This is a genomic window from Rhodococcus sp. G6(2025) (genome assembly GCF_058628105.1).
Genome location: NZ_CP179750.1, coordinates 3,937,740 through 3,960,244, shown reverse-complemented (window position 1 = coordinate 3,960,244; position 22,505 = coordinate 3,937,740). Strand labels below are relative to the sequence as shown.

Genomic DNA, 22,505 nt, shown 5'->3' with positions numbered 1-22,505 from the left:
CCGAGCGAGAGGGAATGCTGTATCCATGACTATCGACAACACTGAGGGTGCCCGCGCCCAGATCGGCGTCACGGGACTGGCCGTCATGGGCTCGAACATCGCCCGCAACTTCGCCCGGCACGGTCACACGGTCGCGCTGCACAACCGCAGCATCGCCAAGACCGACGCCCTCATCGAGGAGCACGGCAGCGAGGGCGACTTCGTCCGCACCGAGACGATCGAGGAGTTCGTGGGCGCGCTGCAGAAGCCGCGCCGCGTGCTGATCATGGTCAAGGCCGGCGACCCCACCGACGCCGTCATCGAGGAACTCGCCGCGGCGATGGAGCCCGGTGACATCATCATCGACGGCGGCAACGCCCTGTACACGGACACGATCCGCCGCGAGGCCTCACTGAGGGAGCGGGGCCTGCACTTCGTCGGCGCCGGCATCTCCGGCGGCGAGGAGGGCGCGCTCAACGGTCCGTCGATCATGCCGGGCGGCCCGAAGGAGTCCTACGCGGCCCTCGGCCCGCTGCTCGAGTCGATCGCCGCGCAGGTCGACGGCACCCCCTGCTGCACGCACATCGGCCCCGACGGGTCCGGCCACTTCGTGAAGATGGTGCACAACGGCATCGAGTACGCCGACATGCAGCTCATCGGCGAGGCGTACAACCTGCTCGGGTCCGCCCTCGGCTACGACGCCGGGAAGATCGCCGACGTGTTCACCGACTGGAACGGCGGCGACCTCGAAAGCTACCTCGTCGAGATCACCGCGGAGGTGCTGCGGCAGAAGGACGCGAAGACCGGCAAGCCGCTCGTCGACGTGATCGTCGACGCCGCCGAGCAGAAGGGCACCGGCCGCTGGACCGTCAAGTCCGCGCTCGACCTCGGTGTCCCCGTCACCGGGATCGCCGAGGCCGTGTTCGCCCGCGCGCTGTCCGGGTCCCGCGAGCAGCGCAAGGCCGCGGTCGGGCTGGCGTCCGGCGTCCTCGCCGACAAGCCCACCGATGCCGCCCAGTTCACCGAGGACATCCGGCAGGCCCTGTACGCGTCGAAGGTCGTGGCCTACGCGCAGGGATTCGACCAGATCGCGGCCGGCAGCGCCGAATACGACTGGGACCTGCACCCCGCCGACCTCGCGACCATCTGGCGTGGCGGCTGCATCATCCGCGCCCGGTTCCTCAACCGCATCAAGGAGGCGTACGACGAGAACCCGAAGCTGCCGAGCCTCATCCTGGCCCCGTACTTCCGGGACGCCATCGAGACGGCCATCGACAGCTGGCGCCGGGTGGTCTCCACCGCCACGCTGCTGGGGATCCCGGTGCCGGCGTTCGCGTCGTCGCTGTCCTACTACGACGCCCTGCGCGCGGAGCGGCTGCCCGCGGCCCTGACGCAGGGGCAGCGCGACTTCTTCGGCGCCCACACCTACGAGCGGGTCGACGCGGAGGGCAAGTTCCACACCCTCTGGAGCGGTGACCGCAGCGAAGTGCAGGCCTGAGCCTCGCCGCCTGCCCGTTTCCCCGGCCGTGACGTACCGCGTGTACGTCACGGCCGAGGCGTCGGAGGCCCCACCTCGGAGGCGGTAGCCTTCTCGATATGCCCGACGACGAGTTCTCCTCCCCCGCACCGGTGGGTGAGACGTTCCTCGCGCTCGGTCTCCCCGCGGTGATGACCCACGCCCTCGACCGCAGCGGCATCGGGGCGCCGTTCCCGATCCAGGCGGCCACCATTCCCGACGTCCTCGCGGGCCGCGACGTACTCGGCCGCGCGCCGACCGGGTCCGGGAAGACCCTCGCCTTCGGACTGCCGATGCTCGTGCGACTCAAGGGCGCCGCGAGCAGGCGGGGCTTCCCGCGCGGCATCGTGCTGGTGCCCACCCGTGAACTGGCGATGCAGATCGAGCGGGCGCTGGACGAGCCGGCCCTGTCCGTGGGATTGCGGGTGGCGAACGTCGTCGGCGGGATTCCCATCAAACGTCAGGTCGAGATCCTGTCGCGCGGCGTCGACCTGCTGATCGCGACGCCGGGACGCCTCGCCGATCACGTGGCGCAGGGGTCGGTGTCCCTGGACGACGTGACCGTACTGACGCTCGACGAGGCCGACCACATGGCCGACCTGGGGTTCATGCCGCAGGTCACGACGATCCTCGACAAGACCCCGGCGCATGGTCAGCGGCTGCTGTTCTCGGCGACCCTCGACGGGGAGGTCGACACCCTCGTCCGCCGGTACCTGCGGGACCCGGTCACCCACTCGACGGCGCCGGTCACCGCGTCGGTGAGCACCATGCGCCACCACCTGCTGTTCGTCGACCGGGCCGACAAGAGATCCGTTGTGGCACATATCGGTTCACGTGCGGGGCGGACCCTCATGTTCGTGCGCACCAAGTACGGAGTGGACCGGCTCGCGCAGCAACTCCACGAGGCGGGCATCTCCGCGGGCGCCCTGCACGGCGGCAAGGCGCAGAACAACCGCACCCGCACCCTCGAATCGTTCGCCGACGGCACCACCCCGGTCCTGGTCGCCACCGACGTGGCGGCCCGCGGCATCCACGTCGACGACATCTCGCTCGTCGTCCACGTCGACCCCCCGGCCGACCCCAAGGACTACCTGCACCGCGCGGGCCGCACCGCCCGCGCCGGCGAGTCCGGCGTGGTGGTCACCCTCGTCACCGAGGACGAGCGCGCCGAGGTGGAAAAGCTGACCCGCAAGGCCGGGATCGAGGTGGACGGCGTGCGGGTGCGGCCCGGCGACACGGTGCTGGCCGAGATCACCGGCGCCCGCCGCCCCACCGGGAAGGCGGTCCCCGCGCCCGACACCCGGGCACCGGCGCAGGACACCCCGAAGAAGGGCAGGCAGGCGCACGACACCGGGGGTCGCCCGGCCCGCCGCGGCCGCCCCGGGGACGGCGGAGCACCACGGGCGGGTGCCCGACGCGGCCGGAAACCCGGACCTGCGTCAACTCCGCACGGACACCGCAACCGCGGGGCACACTGAGAGGCATGTCCCTGCCGTTCGCGTCGATCGTGTGCGCGCTGATCGCGGCGTTGCTGTTCGCGTGCGCGTCGGTCGCCCAGCAGAGCGCGGCGTCCGCGGTCCCCGAGGACGCCGCATTGATGACCACCCTGCTGCGCAGTCCCCGCTGGTGGGCCGGCTTCGTCGGGGACGGCGGCGGGTACGCGATGCAGGCGGTGGCGTTGGCGCTCGGATCGGTGCTCGTGGTGCAGCCGCTGCTGGTGACGGCGCTGCTGTTCGCGTTGCCGTTGTCGGCGAAGTTCTCCGGGTACCGGCTCAGCCGCACCACCTGGGCCCTCGCCGTCGCACTGGCCGTCGCGCTCGCAGTCTTCCTGGTGATCGGCGACCCCACCGAGGGCAACATCGACGCCCCGTTCCGCGAATGGGTGGTACCGCTCGGCATCCTCCTCGCCGTGGTGGCGGTCGCGGCCGCCGCGGGGATGTCGAAGATCGACCCCGGATGGCGGGCGCTGCTGCTCGGCGGGGCCGGCGGCATCCTGTACGGGGTGGCGGTCGCGTTCACCAAATACGTCGTCGAACTCGTGCCCCACGGGCTGTGGGCGGTGCTGAGCAGCTGGCAGGCGTGGGCGCTCGTCGCTGCCGGCCTGGTCGGGGTGTACCTGCAGCAGCGCGGCTTCCAGGTGGGACCGCTGTCCGCGTCGCTGCCCGCGCTGACCATCGCCGAACCACTCGCCGCCGTGTTCCTCGGCATGACCGTCCTCGACGAGCGGCTCCGGGTGGCGGGCCCCGGACTGGTGGTGGTCGGCTGCGCGGTCGCGGTGATGCTGGTGGCCACGATCGGACTGTCCAGGTCGCAGGCCCAGCGGACATCCGACACCGCCGCAACTTCCCCGGTATCGTCCTGACATGTGCAGTTCCTCGACGGGCATCGCCCTCCCTATGACCTGACGTACGACGACGTGTTCCTGGTGCCGAACCGCACCGAGGTCACCTCGCGATTCGACGTCGACCTGGCCACCTCGGACGGGTCGGGCACCACCATTCCGATCGTCGTCGCCAACATGACGGCGGTCTCGGGACGGCGCATGGCGGAAACGGTCGCCCGCCGCGGCGGTCTGGTGGTACTCCCCCAGGACCTTCCGGCACCCGCCGTCGCGGAGACCGTGTCGTTCGTCAAGAGCAGGCACCTGGTCGCCGACACCCCGGTCACGCTCGGCCCCGACGCCGCCGTCTCCGACGCCCTGGCGCTGCTGCCGAAGCGGGCGCACGGCGCCGTGGTCGTCGTCGAGAACGACCGCCCCGTCGGCGTCGTCACCGAGGGCTCCTGCACGGACGTCGACCGGTTCGCGCGACTGCGCTCGGTGGCGCTCACCGACTTCGTCACCGCCCCCGACTCCGCGTCGCCGCGGGAGGTGTTCGAACTCCTCGAGGGCAAACACGACTCCCTCGCCGTGATCGTCCACCCCGACGGCACCCTCGCCGGGGTCCTCACCCGCACCGGCGCCATCCGGGACGGCATCTACCAGCCCGCCGTCGACGGCAACGGGAAGCTGCGGGTCGCCGCGGCCGTCGGCGTCAACGGCGACGTCGCCGCGAAGGCCCGCGCCCTCGTGGACGCGGGGGCCGACCTGCTGGTCGTCGACACCGCGCACGGCCACCAGCAGAAGATGATCGACGTCCTCGGCGCACTGAAGAAGGCCGACCTCGGTGTCCCGCTGGTCGCCGGCAACGTCGTGTCCGCCGCCGGCACCCGGGACCTGATCGACGCGGGCGCCGACATCGTGAAGGTCGGGGTCGGACCGGGCGCGATGTGCACCACCCGGATGATGACCGGGGTGGGCAGGCCGCAGTTCTCCGCCGTCGAGGAATGCGCCACGCAGGCCCGCGCGATGGGCGCGCACGTGTGGGCCGACGGAGGCGTCCGTCACCCCCGCGACGTCGCCCTCGCCCTCGCCGCCGGCGCGTCGAACGTGATGATCGGGTCGTGGTTCGCGGGCACCTACGAGTCCCCCGGCGACCTGCGGGTGGACCAGTCCGGCAACGCGTACAAGGAAAGCTTCGGCATGGCCTCCAAGCGTGCGGTCGCGGCGCGCACCGCCACGGACACCGCGTTCGACCGGGCCAGGAAAGGCCTGTTCGAGGAGGGTATCTCGAGTTCCCGGATGCGCCTGGACCCGGAACGCCCCGGCGTCGAGGACCTGATCGACCACATCTGTTCGGGTGTGCGCAGCACCTGCACGTACGCGGGCGCGCGGACGCTCGCCGAACTGCACGAGCGTGCCGTTCTCGGTGTGCAGTCCGCCGCCGGGTTCGCCGAGGGCCGCCCGCTGCCGGCCGGCTGGTGACGACCGCATCCTGATGCGCCGGTGGGTGTCCTGTTCCACGGAACCGGACATCCACCGGTATCATGGGTCGCTCAACCACACCAGTTCTCGGCGCCGGACCCGTCCGGGCCGTCGAGGCCGAACGAGAGGACTCCGGTGCCCGCGGCACCCACACACGAAGCAAGCGCCCCACCCGCCGTCTCCGGGAGTGCCGTCGCCTCCTGCTCCGTGGAATCGGACTCCGATTCCGCCGGTTCGGAGGGCTCCTCTAGCGAGCCGGGTGACAAACCCGGCGACCCCCGTTCCTCAGCTCGGCGGCGATGACACATGGACATCGCGCTCAGCATTCTCGCCCTGCTCGGCTTTCTCGCCCTGACCGCGGGTACCGCGTTGTTCGTGGCAGCCGAGTTCTCCCTCACCGCCCTCGAACGCAGCACCGTCGACTCGCACGCCCGCGACGGTGACCGCCGGGCCCGGCAGGTGCAGCACGCCCACCGCACCCTGTCTTTCCAGCTGTCCGGGGCGCAGCTCGGCATCACCATCACCACGCTGATCACCGGATACCTGTCCGAGCCGGTCCTCGCACGATTCATCACCCCGGTGCTGTCCGCGATCGGGTTCAGTGAATCCGCTGCCGCGGCAACGTCGTTGGTGATCGCCCTCGTCCTCGCGACCTCCTTCTCGATGGTGTTCGGCGAGCTCGTGCCGAAGAACCTCGCCATCGCCCACCCCCTGCCCACGGCACGCGCGACGGCCGGCATGCAGGCGGCGTTCTCGCTCATCTTCAAGTGGGCCATCAACGGGCTCAACGGATCCGCGAACTGGCTGGTGCGACGCCTCGGCATCGAACCGGCCGAGGAACTGCGGTCGGCGCGGTCCCCGCAGGAGCTCGGATCGCTCGTGCGGACGTCCGCGCAGCGCGGCGCCATCGACAAGGGCACGGCGCTGCTGGTGAACCGCTCGTTGCGGTTCGGGGAACGCACCGCGGAGGAACTGATGACCCCGCGCGTGAAGATCGAGACCCTGTCCACCACGGACACCGTCGCCGACCTGATCGACACCGCCTCCCGCACCGGGTTCTCCCGCTTCCCCGTCGTCGACGGGGACCTGGACGACGCCGTCGGCGTCGTCCACATCAAGCATGCGTTCGCGGTGCCCGCCCACCGTCGGCGCACCGCCCGCCTCAACTCGCTCGCCCAGAAGGTCCCGGTGGTGCCCTCCAGCCTGGACGGTGACGCCCTGATGGAGCGGATCCGGTCCGACGGCATGCAGGTCGCGTTCGTCGTCGACGAATACGGCGGCACCGCCGGGATGGTCACCATGGAGGACCTGATCGAGGAGATCGTCGGCGACGTCCGCGACGAGCACGACGAATCCGAGATCGACGTCCAGCGGGTCGGTGACGGCTGGTCCTGCTCCGGGCTCCTCCGGGTGGACGAGGTCTCCGACACCACCGGCTACACCGCACCCGAGGGTGAGTACGAAACCCTCGGCGGACTCGTCCTCACCGAACTCGGGCGGATACCCGACGAGGGCGACGAGGTGGAACTGCCACTGCCCGAGGGCGCGCACGACCCCGGCGGCCGGTGGGTCGCCACCGTCACCCACATGGACGGCCGGCGCATCGACCGGGTGCTGCTCACCCCCAAGCCCGACGAGACCGGCGACACCGACAGCGAGGAGGACGACGATGAGTGACCTCTTCGGTGTGCTGCTCACCTTCGTGCTGCTGGGAGGCAACGCCTTCTTCGTCGGCGCCGAGTTCGCGCTGATCTCGGCCCGCCGCGACCGGCTCGAGGCCCTCGAGTCGCAGGGCAAGAAACGCGCCCGCACCGTGATCACGGCGGGCGAGAACCTGTCGCTGATGCTCGCGGCCGCGCAGCTCGGCATCACCATCTGCTCGATCCTGCTCGGCAAGGTCGCCGAACCGGCGATCGCGCATCTCCTCGAGGTCCCGCTCCACGCGGTCGGCCTGCCCGCCGGGCTGCTGCACCCGGTGGCGTTCACGATCTCGCTGGCGCTGGTCGTGGTGCTGCACATCCTGCTGGGTGAAATGGTGCCGAAGAACATCGCGCTCGCGGGCCCGGAGCGGACGGCCATGCTGCTGGTCCCGTTGCACCTGCTGTTCATCAAGCTGGCCCGCCCGCTGATCTCCTTCTACAACCTGTGCGCCAACCTGACGCTGCGGTTGCTGCGGGTGGAGCCGAAGGACGAACTCGACGTCACCGTGTCGGCGGTGGAACTGTCCGAGATGATCGGCGAGTCCCGGTCCGAGGGACTGATCGACGCGGAAGAACACCGTCGGCTCACCCAGGCGCTGGAGACCACCGACCGCACGGTCAGCGAGGTGATGATCCCGCTCGACGAGGCCCGGACCATCCCGCTGTCGGACGGCGGCACCCGGCTCGGCGCCATCGAGGAGGCCGTCGTCGAGACCGGGTACTCCCGGTACCCGGTGCGCGCCGACGACGGCTCACTGGTCGGGTACCTGCACCTCAAGGACGTGCTCGACGACATCCTCGACGAGGAGGCCGGACCCGACACCGTCATCCCGCGGTCGGACATCCGTCCGCTGCCGTGCATGTCGACGACCACCCCGCTCGCGGAGGCCCTGGCGAGTCTGCGGCGCGCCAGCTCGCACCTGGGGGCGGCGGCGGACGCGTCCGGGCAGATCGTCGGCATCGTCGCCCTCGAGGACCTCGTCGAGGAATACGTGGGCACCGTCCGCGACGGCACCCACCGCGTCAACGGCGTCAATCCGGGACAGCGAACGAGCTGATCGGATGGACGTTCTGGATGCGTCGGAGTGGATCCCTCGCCGCGACCGGCACCGGGCGAGGGTGTCCGCGCTGATCGGACCGCACCTGGAGCGCCGGGAACGCGGCGAGACCCACCCGGTGATCGACTTCCTCTTCACCTATTACAGCTATCGGCCGAATCAGCTGCTGCGCTGGCACCCCGGGTGGGGAACGGTCCTCGCCGGCGGGCAGGAGTACGCCGAACTCCGCGGGTATCACCGCACCGACGCCGGCGTCACCGTCGACCCGGAATTCCTGCAGCGCCGCTCGGACACGGTCGCCTTCACCGCACGACTGATGGAGGCGACCGCCGGGCGTCCCACCCACCTGGCCTGCTTCGGGCTGCACGAGTGGGCGATGGTCTACCGATCGGACGAGGTTCGGCACGGCAGCGTCCCGCTGCGGCTCGGGCCGGGCGGCACCGACTCCGTCGTGGAGTCGCTGAACCTGCGGTGCACCCATTACGACGCGTTTCGGTTCTTCACCCCCGCCGCCGAACCGCGGAACAGTGAGCCGTTGACCCGCGACGACCAGCTCGGGCGGGAACAGCCCGGGTGCCTGCACGCGTCCATGGATTTGTACAAGTTCTGCTACAAGCTGGCGCCGATGATCGACTCGGACCTGACCGTCGACTGCTTCGAGCTGGCGCTCGCCGCACGGGAACTCGACATGCGGGCCAGCCCGTACGACCTCACCGCCTACGGGTACACCCCGATCCCGATCGAGACCCCGCACGGCCGCGCCGAGTACGTCCGGGAGCAGTCGGCGCTGGCCGACCGCGCCGCACCGCTTCGTGCCGCGTTGCGCGACCGGTGCAACCGGTTGCTCGCTACCGTGAGCCCATGACTCTCACGGGTTACGACCGCGACTGTGCCGAGATCGTCACGCAGACCGAACTGCCGGCCGCCACCATCGACGGCGCGGACATGACGGTGCCGGTGCCCGGATGATCCCCACCGTGATCGACTACGGCGACCCCGGCGACTACCTGGCGGCCCGCCTCCCCGTGCTCTCGTTGGCGGCGGGTTCGGTGGCGGCGCTCACCGGCGCCGTCGACCGGTTCGACAGCGCGCACGGCCGTGACCCCCGGTCGCGGCGGCTCGATCCCGAGCGGATCGCCGCCTCGTTCGCGAGCGACCGGCTGCTGCGGGTCTCGGGGGCCCCGGTGTCCGGTTTCGCGGAGCTGTCGGGGTTTTTTGCGGCGTCGGACGGCTGGGTGCGGACCCACGCCAACTACCCGCATCACCGCACGAGACTGCTGGCGGCACTCGACCTCTCGGACGACGCCGGCCGCGACGCGGTGGCCGCCCGGATCGGGCGCCTGACCGCCGCCGACGTCGAGGACCGTGCCGCCGTGGCGCAGGCCGTCGCCGTGCGCGTGCGGACCGCGGCGGAGTGGGCGGCGAGCGCGCAGGGTGCGGCCGCGGCGTCCGGCGACCTCGTGTCCACCGTCGTGCACGCCGAGAGCTGCCGTCCGCGAACACAGCACCGCTCTCACCGGGAACCCGACCGGGGGCCGTTGGCGGGGGTGAAGGTCCTCGACCTGACCCGGGTGATCGCCGGCCCCGTCGCCACCCGCACGCTGGCGCTGCTCGGCGCCGACGTGCTGCGGATCGATCCGCCGTCGATTCCCGAGATCGTCGTGCAGCACCTCGACACCGGGCAGGGCAAGCGGACCGCGCTGCTCGATGTGCGGTCCGCGGACGGCAAGCTTGTGTGGCACAGCCTGCTCGCCGAGGCCGATGTCGTCGTCACCGGGTACCGTCCGGGCGCGCTGGACGGGCTGCTCGACGACGCCCCCGACCATCTGGTGCGGGGACGGGTGTGCGCGTGGGGCGGCTCCGGACCGTGGGCGGACCGCCGCGGCTTCGACAGCATCGTCCAGGCGGCGTCGGGGATCGCGACGATCGAGGGCGGCGATAACACCCCGGGCGCGCTGCCCGCGCAGGCACTCGATCACGCCACCGGTTATCTGCTCGCCGCCGGCGTCGTCGACGCCCTCGCCGCGACGCACGTCGATGGACGCGGCCGCTCGGTCGACGTGTCCCTCGCCCGTACCGGCGCGTGGCTGCTGACCGCGGACGGCCGATCCGAGGACCCGCTGCCGCCCGCGGTGCCCGGGCCCCGGTGCCTCACCGCGCACGGCGACCTGGTGACCGCCCGTCCCGCCCTGGCCGAATTCGACGACTACCCGTTCCCGGCCCGGCCCTGGGGCGGCGACGCCCCCTCCTGGTCCGGGGTCAGCCCATCGCCGTGAACCGTGCGCTCGGTTCCCCGCTCAGATGTCCCGGCGGCAACCGGCGACCGCACAGCACGAGGAGCAGGTCCTGGGCGGAACCGCGCAGCGGCGCACCCGCACCGAAGGTCCAGGGGTGATCGTCCGCGGTCAGCTGCACTCCCGTCAGGTCGGTGCCGAAGTACTTGACGTGCTTCGGGCCGACGCCGCCGAGGACCCGGTCGAGGCGGTCGTCCGGGACCCGCCTGCCCAGGCCGAGCGCCACCGACACGTCGAGACCGTGGATGACGTCGTGGGACAGTGCCCCCTCGAAGCCGCCGCCCGGCGGCTTCCACGGGTGCGCGACGTTCTCCTCCAGCGTGTGCAGCAGCGCGTCGGCGGTCAGGGTCCGTGCGTCCTCGCGGGCCTGCGTGTCCGACATCCGGTTGAAGTTGCCGCGCGCCTTCACCATCTTCAGCAGGATCCGCGGCGTCGACAGGCGGTACGGCATGGTGATGTGCGCGATCACCTCCCGGCTGCGCCACCCCGTGCACAGCGACGGCGCGTCCCATTGCTCCGGCGTCAGTCCCGCCAGCATCGACGCCAGGTCGCGCCGCTCCCCTGCGACCCAGTCCGGTGCCGTGTTCCGTGTCATGTCCGTCTCCTCCGGTCGCCGTGTCGTGCCCTACGTAGGCAGACCGTGCCCGCCGGCGAAACTCATCGCGCAGCCGTGAAGAATGGTCGGGTGAGCACACACGACTACACGCTGACGGTCACCTGGACCGGGAACCGCGGAGACGGCACCACCCGACCGGACGGCTACGACCGGGACCACGTGGTGTCGGCGCCCGGCAAACCCGACATGCAGGGCAGCTCCGACCCGTCGTTCCTCGGCGACCCGACGCGGTGGAACCCCGAGGAGTTGCTGGTCGCGTCGCTGTCGCAGTGCCACATGCTCTGGTATCTGGGCCTGTCCGCCGCGGCCGGCGTGGTCGTCGTCGACTACCGCGACGAGCCGACCGGGACCATGTCCGAACACCCCGGCGGTGCAGGCGAATTCACCGAGGTCGTGCTGGCGCCCGTCGTGACCGTCGCCGACGGGTCGATGGCCGCGCGCGCCGAACAGCTGCACACCCGCGCACACGAGAAGTGTTTCATCGCCCGGTCGGTCAACTTCCCGGTCCGGCACCGTCCCGCGGTGCGCGTCGCATGAGCGCCCCGGCCCACCGGCTGATCGTGGACGTCGACACCGGCATCGACGACTCCCTCGCCCTGCTGTACCTGCTGGCCAGCCCGGAGGCCGAGATCGCCGGCATCGCCAGCACCGCCGGCAACGTGCCCGTCGAGCAGGTCGCGGCGAACAACCTGAACTGGCTCGCCCTGTGCGGCGCACCCGACATCGAGGTGGCGCTCGGCGCCCGGGTGCCGCTGGACTGCCCGCTGCGCACCACCGAGGACACGCACGGGCCCCAGGGCATCGGGTACGCCGTCCTCCCCCCGTCCGGGCGGTCGCTGTCGGAGCGGGACGCCACCGCCCTGTGGGTCGACCTGGTCCGCGCCCACCCCGGCGAGCTGACCGGGCTGGTGACGGGGCCGCTGACGAACCTGGCCCTCGCGATCCGCGAGGAACCCGCGCTGCCCCGGTTGCTGCGGCGCCTGGTCGTGATGGGCGGGGCGTTCAACCACCCCGGCAACACCACCCCCACCAGCGAATGGAACGTGTCGGTGGATCCGGAGGCCGCCAAGGAGGTGTTCGACGCGTTCTCCGGGCTGCCGGCGGGCAGGCGCCCGATCCTGTGCGGGCTGGACGTCACCGAAACGATCGAGATGACACCGGACCACGTCCGGCGGCTGGCGGAGGCGGCGGGCAGCACACCCGCCGAGATCATCTCCCCCGACGACGGGCCGCAGGTGCGCTCGACCGCGTCCAACCCGGTGATCCGGCACCTGTCCGACGCCATCCGCTTCTACATGGACTTTCACCGCACCCACGACCAGGGTTTCCTGGCGCACATGCACGACCCGTTCGCGGCGGCGGTGGCGTTGAACCCGGCGATCACAAGGACCCGTCCGGCCACCGTCGACGTCGAACTGCACGGCCGGCTCACCCGGGGCACCACGGTCGCCGACTGGGTGGGGCACTGGAACCGGGAACCCAACGTCGACATCGCGGTGCGCACCGACCCGGCCGCGTTCTTCGACGATCTCGTCGACCGGGTCGGGCGCTTCGCGAAATCAGTCGGCTGACGCGTCCGGGCCGTCGAACGCGTCGAGGATCTCGGCGGCGGCCAGCGCCGCCGTCAGGGAACCGTCCCGCACCCGCTGTTCGACCTCGCCGCGGATCGCCTTGACCCGGGTGTTGGACGCGAGCCGTCGCAGCAGCTGATCGTGGACCATCGTCCACGTCCAGTCCACCTGCTGGCGGCGCCGGTTCTCCTCGAACTGCCCGGCCGCGGTCAGCACCTCACGATGCCGGCAGACGGTGTCCCAGAAGTCCTCGAGACCGACGCCCTCGAGGCCGCTCATCGTGATCACCGGCGGCGTCCAGACGGCGTCGTGCGGGTAGATCAGCCGCAGCGCACCCGCGAGTTCCCGGGCGGCGCCCTTCGCCTCCCGCTCGTGCTTGCCGTCCGCCTTGTTCACGGCGACGAGGTCGGCGAGTTCGAGGACACCCTTCTTGATGCCCTGCAACTGGTCGCCGGTGCGGGCCAGGGTGAGGAAGCAGAAGCAGTCCACCATGTTCGCGACCGTCACCTCGGACTGCCCGACACCCACCGTCTCGACGAGGATCACGTCGAATCCGGCGGCCTCGAGCAGCACGATCGTCTCGCGGGTCGCCTTCGCGACCCCGCCGAGGGTGCCCGACGTCGGCGACGGCCGGATGTAGGCGTCCTTCTCGACGGTCAGTCGCGCCATCCGCGTCTTGTCACCGAGGATCGACCCGCCCGTGCGCGTCGACGACGGGTCGACGGCCAGGACCGCCACCCGGTGCCCCTTGCCGATCAGGTGCATCCCGAGCGCGTCGATGAACGTGGACTTCCCGACGCCGGGCACACCGGTGATACCCACCCGGTGTGCCTTCCCCGACTCCGGCAGCAACTCGAGCAGCAGCCGCTGCGCCGCCTCACGGTGATCGGTCCGGGTGGACTCGACCAGGGTGATGGCCTTCGCCAGGCCGGCGCGCTGATTGGCGCGCACGGCCTGGGCGAGGGCATCGATGTCGACTGGAGGGCGCCCCATGCTATTCCGGGGTGCCCGTCAGGTCGTGGCCGAGCTGCGCGGCCAGCTTCTCGAGCAGACCGCTGGCTGCGTCCGCGATGACCGTCCCGGGCGGGAAGATCGCGGCGGCACCCGCCTCGTACAGTTCGGCGAAGTCGCCGGGCGGGATGACGCCGCCGACCACGATCATGATGTCGGGACGTCCCACCGCCGCGAGGGCTTCCCGGAGCGCAGGCACCAGCGTGAGGTGGCCTGCAGCCAACGACGACACACCGACGACGTGGACGTCGTTGTCGGCCGCCTGGTTGGCGACCTCTTCCGGGGTCTGGAACAGCGGTCCCACGTCCACGTCGAATCCGATGTCCGCGAAGGCCGTGGCGATCACCTTCTGCCCGCGGTCGTGGCCGTCCTGCCCCATCTTGGCGATGAGGACACGGGGACGCCGACCCTCCTCCTCCGCGAACTTCTCGACGAGTTCCGTTGCCTTGCTGATGTTGTCGACCTTTCCGGCCTCGTCCCGGTACACCCCGCTGATGGTCCGGATCTCGGCCTGGTGACGCCCGTACACCTTCTCGAGCGCCTCGGAGATCTCCCCGACCGTCGCCTTCGCGCGGGCCGCGTCGATCGCCAGGGCCAGCAGGTTGTTCTCCATCGAGACATGACCTGTCGCTTCGCTCGCCCCGGCCTCGGTGGTGGCCGCGGCGCGGCTCAACTCGGCGAGCGCCGCCTCGACGGCGTCCGAGTCGCGGTCGGCGCGCAGCCGGTCCAGCTTCTCGAGCTGCTCCTTGCGGACCCGCGAGTTCTCGACCTTGAGGACCTCGATCTCGTCGGCCTCGTCCGGCACGTACTTGTTGACGCCGACCAGCGGCTGCCTGCCGGAGTCGATGCGGGCCTGCGTGCGGGCCGCGGCCTCCTCGATGCGCAGCTTCGGGATGCCCTCGCTGATCGCCTGCGCCATGCCGCCGGCCTCTTCGACCTCGGCGATGTGCGCGCGGGCCCGGTTGGCCAGCTGGTGGGTGAGCCACTCGACGTAGTGCGATCCGCCCCAGGGGTCGATGGGACGGACGGTCCCCGACTCCTGCTGCAGCAGCAGCTGGGTGTTGCGGGCGATGCGGGCGGAGAAGTCCGTCGGCAGGGCGAGGGCCTCGTCGAGCGCGTTGGTGTGCAGCGACTGGGTGTGCCCCTGCGTCGCCGCCATCGCCTCGACGCACGTGCGGGCCACGTTGTTGTAGACGTCCTGCGCGGTCAGCGACCAGCCCGACGTCTGCGAGTGGGTGCGCAGCGACAACGATTTCGCGGACTTCGGCTCGAACTTCGCGACCAGTTCACTCCACAGCAGGCGACCCGCCCGCAGCTTCGCGACCTCCATGAAGAAGTTCATGCCGATCGCCCAGAAGAACGACAACCGGGGCGCGAACTTGTCGATCTCCATGCCGGCGTCGAGGCCGGCGCGGATGTACTCCACACCGTCCGCGAGGGTGTACGCCAGCTCCAGGTCGGCGGTGGCCCCGGCCTCCTGGATGTGGTACCCGGAGATGGAGATCGAGTTGAACTTCGGCATCTTCGCGCTGGTATACGCGAAGATGTCGGAGATGATCCGCATCGACGGCTTCGGCGGATAGATGTAGGTGTTGCGGACCATGAACTCCTTCAGAATGTCGTTCTGAATGGTTCCGGCCAGCTGCTCCGGGGCGACACCCTGCTCCTCGGCGGCCACAACGTACAGCGCCAGGATCGGCAGCACCGCACCGTTCATGGTCATCGACACGCTGACGCTGTCGAGCGGGATGTGGTCGAACAGCTGACGCATGTCCAGGATCGAGTCGATCGCCACCCCGGCCATGCCCACGTCACCCTGCACCCGCGGATGGTCGGAGTCGTAGCCGCGGTGCGTCGCCAGGTCGAACGCCACCGACAGACCCTTCTGCCCGGCCGCGAGGTTGCGGCGGTAGAAGGCGTTGGATTCGGCGGCGGTGGAGAAGCCCGCGTACTGCCGGATCGTCCACGGCTGGTTCACGTACATGGTGGGGTACGGGCCGCGCAGGAACGGTGCGGCGCCCGGGAAACTGCCCACCGGGTAGCCCTCGGCCTCGGCGGCGTCGCGGTCGGCCTTGGTGAACACCGGTTTGACGTCGATGCCCTCGGGGGTGGACCACACCACCTGTTCCGGGCTGTAGTGGTTCGCGGCCGCGGCGGCCGCGATCAGCTCCTCCGTCTGCTCCGGCGTGGGGGCGGACGGCTGCGGAAACTGCGGATCTTCCAGTGGCACTTCGGCGAAGCTGCCGATCGCGTGCTTGACCTCGCGAGTAGTCACTTCTTGCTCCCTGTGTCGCCCGAGGAGTCGCTCGAGCTCTCGATGGTGTCGAGCAGGCCGGACAGGACCGAGACTGCGTCGATACGGGCGGTGACGAATCCGTCGGGCCGGGCGGAGCTGTCCGCGTCGGCGACGACCTTCTCCGGGCCGGCGAGCAGCACGGTGCCGACACCGGCCGCGCGCAGTTCCTCCACCGCGGCGGTGGCTTCGGCGGCGTACCGCTTATCGGTACCGCAGATCACCGCGATACCGGCGCCGGAGTCCTTCGCGGCGGCGGCGATGCTGCCGTCACCGACCGCGAGCGGACCGGGGTTGCGGGCCTCGATGCCGCCCGACGCCAGCAGGTTCGCGGCGAACGTGGTCCGCACGTTGTGCTCGGCGACGGGGCCGAGCGGGGCCAGGAACACGGCGGGTCGCGCACCGTGCGCCGCCAGGTAGGCGTCGGAGCGGTCCCGTAACGCCTCGAACGCGGCGGCGTACCGGGCGACGCTGCCGGTCTCGGCGGCGCCCGCGGGCAGCGGTGCTTCCGCGAGGTTCGGGAACTCGTTGACCCCGGTGACGGTGGTCTTGCGGTGCGCGATGTCCGACTCACGCTGGGCGCGGGTGGCCGCGATGCGTTCGGAGATCAGGCCGGCGTCGAGCGCGGCGAGGTAGCCACCTGCCGCCTCGATCTGCTGGAAGAACTCCCACGCCTTGGCCGCCACCTGCTGGGTGAGGTCCTCGACGTACCACGACCCGGACGCCGGGTCGAGCACCCGGCCGAGGTGCGATTCCTCGAGCAGCAGCAGTTGGGTGTTGCGGGCGATGCGGGCGGCGAAGGTCTTCGACACACCCAGCGCCCCGGCGGGCAGTGCGGCGTCGAACGGCAGCACCGTGACGGCGTCCGCGCCGCCGACGCCGGCACCGAACGCGGCGAGCGTCGTGCGGAGCATGTTCACCCACGGATCGCGTTGCGCCATCATCGCGGCCGAGGTGACCGCGTGCTGGGGGGCGCCGCCGAAGTCGGACGCGCCGCAGACCTGGGCGATCCGCGCCCACACCAGCCGCGCCGCCCGGAACTTGGCGATGGTCTGGAACTGGTCGTCGGTGGCCGAGAACCGGAAGCCGAGCTGCCCGAGCGCCTGCCCGATGGTCAGGCCGCTCTCGGTGAGCGCCCGCAGGTATTCGAGGCCCGCCGCGATCGCCGCGCCGAGTTCCTCGGCGTCGGACGCGCCGGCGTTGTGAAATGCGGTGCCGTCCACGGCGATTGCCCGCACACTCTCCGAGCGCGCCGCGGCCTCGGCCGCGAGGGCCACCGCGTCGCCGAGTGCCACGTCGGCGGCACCGGAGAACGCGCTCGTGAGCGGGGCGGTCCCGAGGTCGACGCGGACCGCGGTGCGGTCGGTGACCCCGTCCCCAGCGGCGGCACGCGCGTCGAGCAGCGCGAACAGTGCCTGCGCCGCGAGCGGTGCGTCCGTTCCGGCGTCGAGGGTGAGCGGTGCCAGGTCGAGGAGCACCCCGTCGAGCGCCGTCTCCAGCGACCGGACCGGAAGGTCGGCGCCGCCGACGGCGAGCCACAGCGCGCTGACACCGTTCTCCAGGGAGTCGAGGACGGCGCGGTTGACGTCCGACGCGTCCGCGCCCTCGCCGAAGCGGGCGCTGACCAGCCAGCCCGCGTTCACGTCCCGGGTGGCGTCCGCGCCGCGCACGTAGGGGAAGGTGCCGGGCAGGGGCTGCTCCGGACGCTCGTCGCGCGGGCTGTACAGCGGCGCGACGGTGACACCGTCGTAGGTGACGGTCTCGAGGAGCTTCTGGGGTTCCGGACCGAGTTCCGCGGCGTCGATCCGACGCGACTTCGCGAGGACTCCGGCCACGGAGTGCTGCCAGTCGGCGTACGCCCGCGCAGCTTCCTCGGCTTCTGAAGCTAATGACACGGTGTCGGCTTCCTCTCCCTGATGAGCGATCGATCAATACATTGTGTGACTGTGATGCTAGCCGCAGTTCGGCGACCCCTATCGTGAGGATCACCACACGATGCATAACCTCAGGTCATGAGCATTGCGCAGGAACCGGTGGTCACCGATCGCACCGCCACGCAGCGGTTGTTCGGTCTCGGCGCGCCGACCCGGGACGTCGACGACCGCGGCGAACCACTCAATCGTATGAGCATGGACATCGGTGCGCTCGCCTCGAACACCGCCCGCACCCCCTACGGCGGCGTCCTCGCCGTGCTGCTCGACGATCTCCTCGGATTCACCGTGTGGGACCGGCGCGGAGCACGCGACGGCCTGGTCACGGCCGAATTGTCGGTGGACGTCCTCACACCCCGGCGGTGGCAGGGGCCGACGCTGCGGGCGGAGAGCCGGCTCCTCGCGCTCACCGCCGACGGCGGCACCTCGACCGCCCGCGTCCACGACTCGGCGGGCACCCTCATCGCCACCGGCACCCTGTGGGGCAACTTCGTGGACCTGCCGGCACCGGCGGCGGCCGGGTCGGCCCTGCCCGACTTCCCGGAACCGGGGGTCGCGCCGCTCGACTGGATCGGCGGGCGGATCGAGGACGGACCCGACGTGCGGGTCGTGGTGCCGGCCAACCCGCTGATCGCGAACAAACTCGGGTTCATGCACGGCGGCGTCCAGGCATGCGCGATGGACCTCGCGGCGAACGCGGCCCTGAGCCGGGCCGGCGCGGACACGGACACGGCGTCCGCGCGGATCAACTACTTCCGCCCGATTCCTCTCGACCGCGACACGACGTTCACCGCGGACGTGGTCAGGGCGGGCCGCTCGGTGGCGGTGGCCCGGGTGGCCGGGACGTCGGGCGGGCGGATCTGCGTCGAGGCGACCGTGACGGGTCGCCGCCGCCCGTCCTGACCCGCCGCTCGCGGCGCCCCGCACCGGTCACCCGGGTAGCCTGGTGCCCTGTGAAGAGACGCCTCGGGGACCGCAGGGTGATCGGCGTCGCAGTACTGGCAGTCGCGCTGGTCGTCGTGGCGCTGCTGGCCCCGCACCCGTCCGTGCTGCAGGTGCGGGAATGGGCGCGATCCGTCGGGCCGGCTTTTCCGCTCGTCTTCTTCGCCGTGCACGCGGTGGTGACGGTGTTCCCGTTCCCCCGCACGGTGTTCACGCTGAGTGCCGGCCTGCTGTTCGGTGCGTGGCTGGGCATCGCGATCGCGATGCTGGCGTCGACGGTCAGTGCCGTACTCGCCCTCTACCTGGTGCGCGCCGTCGGCCGGGACGTGGTGTGGCAGCGGATCTCCAATCCGACGATCCGCCGGGTGGACGAGCGGATCGCCCGGCGCGGTTGGCTCGCCGTCGGGTCGCTGCGCCTGATCGCGTTCGTCCCGTTCTCGGTGGTGAACTACTGCGCCGGGGTGTCCTCGATCCGGTTGGTCCCGTACGTGCTGGCCACCGTGGTCGGTGTGCTGCCGGGGACCGTCGGCATCGTCGTTCTCGGCGACGCCCTCACCGGGGAGACGAAGCCGGGCCTTCTCATGCTGTCCGCGGTGTGCATCGTCGTCGGAATCGCCGGGCTGGTGGTCGATTCCCGGCGGCCGCTGGACGGTTCAGGCGACGCGATGCCGGACGGGGCCGTGGACCGCCCCGCCGAGGACGAGTCAATCGCGCAGCCTTGAACCAGGAAAGTCAAGCTTTGAGTCTTGACATCGTGGTATCCAGTTTCTAACCTTGACCCATGTTCGTGTTGACGGTCGACCAGCGCGGAAGCCGCCGCGACGTCGACCGCGTCGCGCAACTCCTCACCGAATTCGCGCACCGCGACCTCGTCCGCCCGTTCCAGCGGACCGCCGGCGACGAGGTCCAGGCCGTGGTCGCGGACCCGGCCACCGTCGTCGACCTCGCACTCGACCTCGTCGGACGCGAACACTGGAGCATCGGCATCGGCGCCGGCCCCGTCGAAGAACCCCTCCCCGCCGAGACCCGGGCCGGGCGCGGCCCCGCGTTCGAATCCGCACGGGTCGCCGTCGACCGCGCCAAGAACGCCCCCGGCCGGGTGGCCGTCGAAGGCTCCGACCCCGACGGCGCCGCCGACGCCGACACCGCCCTCACCCTCGTCGCGATCCTCGTCGCGCGCCGCACCGAGGAGGGCCGCGAGGCCGTCGAACAGATGCGGCACGGCTCCACCCAGACCGAGGCGGCCCGCGCGCTGGGCATCAGCAAGCAGGCGGTCTCCCAACGACTCTCCACCGCCGGCTGGCACGTCGAGACCGCCGGACGACGACTGGCCGAACGACTCCTACGCAAGGCGGACACGTGACGACCCTCGCACTCATCGCCCTCGGCGTCGCCGCCGTCGCACCGCTTGCCCTCGCGGCGCCCCGCAGCCCCCGCTGGATGTCGCAGTGGGCGGCACCGATCGTGGTCGCGCTCGCCCTGGCCGTCGCCGCGCTCGCCGCCTCCGCCACCACCCCGGTCACGGGCTTCGCGCTCGCCGCGACCCTCGTCCTGTGCGTCGCGGCCGCCGCCACCGGCGGGGCGCCCCTCGTGCTCGCCGCGTTCCGGATCGCGCGCCGCCAGCCCGACGCCGGTTCCGACCCGCGGCCGGACGCCGGGCCGCTGCGCGGAGGACGGATCATCGGACTCCTCGAGCGTGCCGCCGTCGCGGTGGCGATCCTCGCGGCCTGGCCGGAGGGCATCGCCGTCGTCCTGGCGGTCAAGGGACTGGCCCGCTACCCCGAACTGCGCGAACCGCACGCGTCGGAACAATTCATCATCGGCACGTTCACCAGCGTGCTCTGGGCGATCGCGGTGTGCGGGACGGGACGCGCCCTCATCACGTAAGCCGTTCCCGGCGGCATCCACCGGTGCAGGACCGTCACCCCAGGGGTGCGCAGAACCAGCCCTCGGGGTGGTGGGATCCCTCCTCGACGCGGACGAGAGTCGTACTCGTCCGCATCGAGGGAGAAAAGTTTCGTGCCTACCGATTTCGTGTCCCACGTCCGCGCCCAGGTCGCCGTCTACGGCGACGACCGGTCTTACACCTACCACCGTGAGGTCGGCCGGGAACTCGTCGCCGAGGAAGTGACCTACCGCGACCTGGATCGCGACGCCCGCGCACTGGCGGTGTGGCTGTCGACCCGGCCCGAGGCCGAACATCCGGTGATGCTGCTGTACGTCGACGGAATCGACTTCCTCCGCGCGTTTCTCGGGTGCCTCTACGCCGGGGTGGTCGCCGTCCCCGCGCCCGTCCCGCACGACGCGCGCAGCATGCAGCGCGTCGCCACGATGTTCGATGACGCCGACGTGCGCCTCGTCCTCACCACCGCCGCGGTCGCCGAGCCGCTCGACACCTGGATCCGCGACTCCGGGCTCGCCGCCACGGTCTCCGTCGCCGCCACCGACACCACCGAACCGGGTGATCCCGACGACTGGCGGCTCCCGGACCTGCACGGCGACACCCTGGCGTTCCTCCAGTACACCTCCGGTTCCACCAGTGAGCCGAAGGGCGTGATGGTGACCCACGGGAACCTGCTGCACAACGCCGCGGCCATGACCCTCGCCAACGGTGCGGACGACACTTTGACCGGCGCCGGCTGGCTCCCGCACTTCCACGACATGGGGCTGATCGGGATGCTGCTGCTGCCGCTCTACGTCGGCGGCAATCTCGTGTTCATGTCGCCGATGGCCTTCCTCAAGCGCCCGGTGCGATGGCTGCAGCTGATCGACCGGTACCGCGCCGACATGACCCTCGGCCCGAACTTCGCGTACGACCTCGTCGCCCGCCGGATCTCCGACGACCAACTGGCCGGGCTGGATCTCTCCTCGGTGCGGGTCGCGCTGAACGGGGCCGAACCCATCCGGCCACGCACCCTCGACGCCGTCACCGACCGGCTCGCACCCTTCGGCTTCCCGGCGGGCGCGTTCCTGACCGCGTACGGGATGGCCGAGGTGACCCTGCTCGCCACCGCGAGCGAGGTGGGCTGCGCCCCAAGGTATCTCGACGTCGACGCCGCCGCGCTGGAGCGCCACGAGCTCACCCCGCGGGTCGGCGGTGTCCGGCTGGTCGGCAGCGGCCGGCCGTTCGGGTGCGACATCCGCATCGTCGACCCGCACACCGGCCGGGAGCTGCCGCACGGCCGGGTCGGGGAGATCTGGATCTCCGGTGGCAGCGTCGCCGCCGGTTACTGGAACCGGCCGGACGAGACCGAGCAGAAGTTCCGCGCCACCCTCGCCGGCGACGGACCGTACCTGCGCACCGGTGACCTCGGGGTGACCGACGACGACGGTCACCTCTACGTCACCGGCCGCCTGAAGGACCTGCTGATCGTCAACGGCCGCAACCTGTACCCGCAGGACATCGAGGAGGCCGTCCGGGACCTGCACCCGGCGCTCACCGGTGCCACCGGGGTGGTGCTGTCGATGGATACCGGGCAGCACGAGCGGCTGCTGGTGATCCACGAGGTCAAGACCGCGCTGATCGACGACCTGACGCTGCCCGGCCTCGCACGCCGGATCCGGCTCGCCGTCTCCCGCGACTTCGACGTCCACGCCCCGAGTGTGGTGCTCGTCGACCGGCACGGGGTGCACCGCACCACGAGCGGGAAGGTCCAGCGCAGATCGATGCGCGCGTCGTTCCTGCAGTCCCGCGTCGACGCGGTGCTGCACGAGGAGATCGACCCGGCGGTGCAACGCCTCCGGACCACCGCCGTCGCAGCACCCGCCTGACCCCCGATCACCGACCAGGAG

The 22,505-nt window shown here is 71.2% G+C and carries 19 protein-coding genes; 15 read left to right on the top strand and 4 right to left on the bottom strand.

From position 1 onward, the window contains the following. Positions 1 to 25 precede the first annotated feature (25 nt). The 8 genes from gnd to ACLIVD_RS18220 all read left to right on the top strand — a co-directional run bounded on the left by gnd (position 26) and on the right by ACLIVD_RS18220 (position 10,331). Positions 26 to 1,477, top strand: a complete 1,452-nt coding sequence (gene gnd / locus ACLIVD_RS18255) for an NADP-dependent phosphogluconate dehydrogenase (RefSeq protein WP_283332383.1) — start codon at positions 26 to 28, stop codon at positions 1,475 to 1,477. Between the two features lie 98 nt (positions 1,478 to 1,575). Next, positions 1,576 to 2,973: a DEAD/DEAH box helicase gene (locus ACLIVD_RS18250; protein WP_491932827.1), complete on the top strand. Its 1,398-nt coding sequence runs from the start codon at positions 1,576 to 1,578 to the stop codon at positions 2,971 to 2,973. Positions 2,974 to 2,978: 5 nt separating this feature from the next. After that, complete coding sequence (locus tag ACLIVD_RS18245) at positions 2,979 to 3,857, top strand: DMT family transporter (RefSeq protein WP_283332382.1); 879 nt, start codon at positions 2,979 to 2,981, stop codon at positions 3,855 to 3,857. 3 nt (positions 3,858 to 3,860) lie between these two features. Next, positions 3,861 to 5,297: a GuaB1 family IMP dehydrogenase-related protein gene (locus tag ACLIVD_RS18240; protein WP_009480507.1), complete on the top strand. Its 1,437-nt coding sequence runs from the start codon at positions 3,861 to 3,863 to the stop codon at positions 5,295 to 5,297. A gap of 306 nt (positions 5,298 to 5,603) precedes the next feature. Continuing rightward, positions 5,604 to 6,974, top strand: a complete 1,371-nt coding sequence (locus ACLIVD_RS18235) for a hemolysin family protein (RefSeq protein WP_005566225.1) — start codon at positions 5,604 to 5,606, stop codon at positions 6,972 to 6,974. Beyond that, the gene (locus ACLIVD_RS18230; RefSeq protein WP_283353641.1) at positions 6,967 to 8,055 is read left to right on the top strand and encodes a hemolysin family protein; all 1,089 of its coding nucleotides are present in this window, start codon (positions 6,967 to 6,969) and stop codon (positions 8,053 to 8,055) included. Before ACLIVD_RS18235 ends, ACLIVD_RS18230 begins: the two co-directional genes overlap by 8 nt. Positions 8,056 to 8,059: 4 nt before the next feature. Then, positions 8,060 to 8,920, top strand: coding sequence for a 3-methyladenine DNA glycosylase (locus ACLIVD_RS18225; RefSeq protein WP_283353642.1), 861 nt, complete (start codon positions 8,060 to 8,062; stop codon positions 8,918 to 8,920). 100 nt (positions 8,921 to 9,020) lie between these two features. Continuing rightward, on the top strand, positions 9,021 to 10,331 hold the full coding sequence (locus tag ACLIVD_RS18220) for a CoA transferase (RefSeq protein WP_283353643.1): 1,311 nt from the start codon (positions 9,021 to 9,023) through the stop codon (positions 10,329 to 10,331). Here the strand turns inward: ACLIVD_RS18220 and ACLIVD_RS18215 are convergent. Continuing rightward, positions 10,315 to 10,944, bottom strand: coding sequence for a maleylpyruvate isomerase family mycothiol-dependent enzyme (locus ACLIVD_RS18215; protein WP_283353644.1), 630 nt, complete (start codon positions 10,942 to 10,944; stop codon positions 10,315 to 10,317). The two genes, ACLIVD_RS18220 and ACLIVD_RS18215, sit on opposite strands and share 17 nt — an antisense overlap. 90 nt (positions 10,945 to 11,034) lie before the next feature. Here ACLIVD_RS18215 and ACLIVD_RS18210 point away from each other — a divergent pair, with 90 nt between their 5' ends. Both ACLIVD_RS18210 and ACLIVD_RS18205 read left to right on the top strand, forming a co-directional pair. Then, positions 11,035 to 11,502 carry an OsmC family protein gene (locus ACLIVD_RS18210; protein WP_283353645.1) on the top strand — a complete coding sequence of 156 codons (468 nt, stop codon included), beginning with the start codon at positions 11,035 to 11,037 and terminating at the stop codon, positions 11,500 to 11,502. Beyond that, entirely contained in the window at positions 11,499 to 12,536 is a 1,038-nt protein-coding gene (locus ACLIVD_RS18205; protein WP_283353646.1) for a nucleoside hydrolase, read from the top strand. The genes ACLIVD_RS18210 and ACLIVD_RS18205 overlap by 4 nt, the downstream gene beginning before the upstream one ends. Here the strand turns inward: ACLIVD_RS18205 and meaB are convergent. Genes meaB through mutA form a run of 3 tightly spaced genes read right to left on the bottom strand, consistent with a single transcriptional unit; the run spans position 12,525 to position 17,735 of the window. Further along, on the bottom strand, positions 12,525 to 13,529 hold the full coding sequence (meaB, locus tag ACLIVD_RS18200; protein WP_280784534.1) for a methylmalonyl Co-A mutase-associated GTPase MeaB: 1,005 nt from the start codon (positions 13,527 to 13,529) through the stop codon (positions 12,525 to 12,527). The two genes, ACLIVD_RS18205 and meaB, sit on opposite strands and share 12 nt — an antisense overlap. A 1-nt stretch (position 13,530) precedes the next feature. Next, on the bottom strand, positions 13,531 to 15,822 hold the full coding sequence (gene scpA / locus ACLIVD_RS18195) for a methylmalonyl-CoA mutase (protein WP_105418581.1): 2,292 nt from the start codon (positions 15,820 to 15,822) through the stop codon (positions 13,531 to 13,533). Then, positions 15,819 to 17,735: a methylmalonyl-CoA mutase small subunit gene (mutA, locus tag ACLIVD_RS18190; RefSeq protein WP_317567303.1), complete on the bottom strand. Its 1,917-nt coding sequence runs from the start codon at positions 17,733 to 17,735 to the stop codon at positions 15,819 to 15,821. Before mutA ends, scpA begins: the two co-directional genes overlap by 4 nt. A 117-nt stretch (positions 17,736 to 17,852) precedes the next feature. On the opposite strand from mutA, the gene ACLIVD_RS18185 reads away from it, so the two are divergent. The 5 genes from ACLIVD_RS18185 to ACLIVD_RS18165 all read left to right on the top strand — a co-directional run bounded on the left by ACLIVD_RS18185 (position 17,853) and on the right by ACLIVD_RS18165 (position 22,484). After that, the gene (locus ACLIVD_RS18185; RefSeq protein ID WP_283353648.1) at positions 17,853 to 18,674 is read left to right on the top strand and encodes a PaaI family thioesterase; all 822 of its coding nucleotides are present in this window, start codon (positions 17,853 to 17,855) and stop codon (positions 18,672 to 18,674) included. Between the two features lie 50 nt (positions 18,675 to 18,724). After that, entirely contained in the window at positions 18,725 to 19,435 is a 711-nt protein-coding gene (locus tag ACLIVD_RS18180) for a TVP38/TMEM64 family protein (protein ID WP_491932826.1), read from the top strand. 59 nt (positions 19,436 to 19,494) lie between these two features. Further along, positions 19,495 to 20,076 carry a hypothetical protein gene (locus tag ACLIVD_RS18175; protein WP_009480494.1) on the top strand — a complete coding sequence of 194 codons (582 nt, stop codon included), beginning with the start codon at positions 19,495 to 19,497 and terminating at the stop codon, positions 20,074 to 20,076. Next, positions 20,073 to 20,600: a hypothetical protein gene (locus tag ACLIVD_RS18170; protein ID WP_280784540.1), complete on the top strand. Its 528-nt coding sequence runs from the start codon at positions 20,073 to 20,075 to the stop codon at positions 20,598 to 20,600. The genes ACLIVD_RS18175 and ACLIVD_RS18170 overlap by 4 nt, the downstream gene beginning before the upstream one ends. A 132-nt stretch (positions 20,601 to 20,732) precedes the next feature. Continuing rightward, complete coding sequence (locus tag ACLIVD_RS18165; protein ID WP_283353650.1) at positions 20,733 to 22,484, top strand: fatty acyl-AMP ligase; 1,752 nt, start codon at positions 20,733 to 20,735, stop codon at positions 22,482 to 22,484. Positions 22,485 to 22,505: the final 21 nt, after the last annotated feature.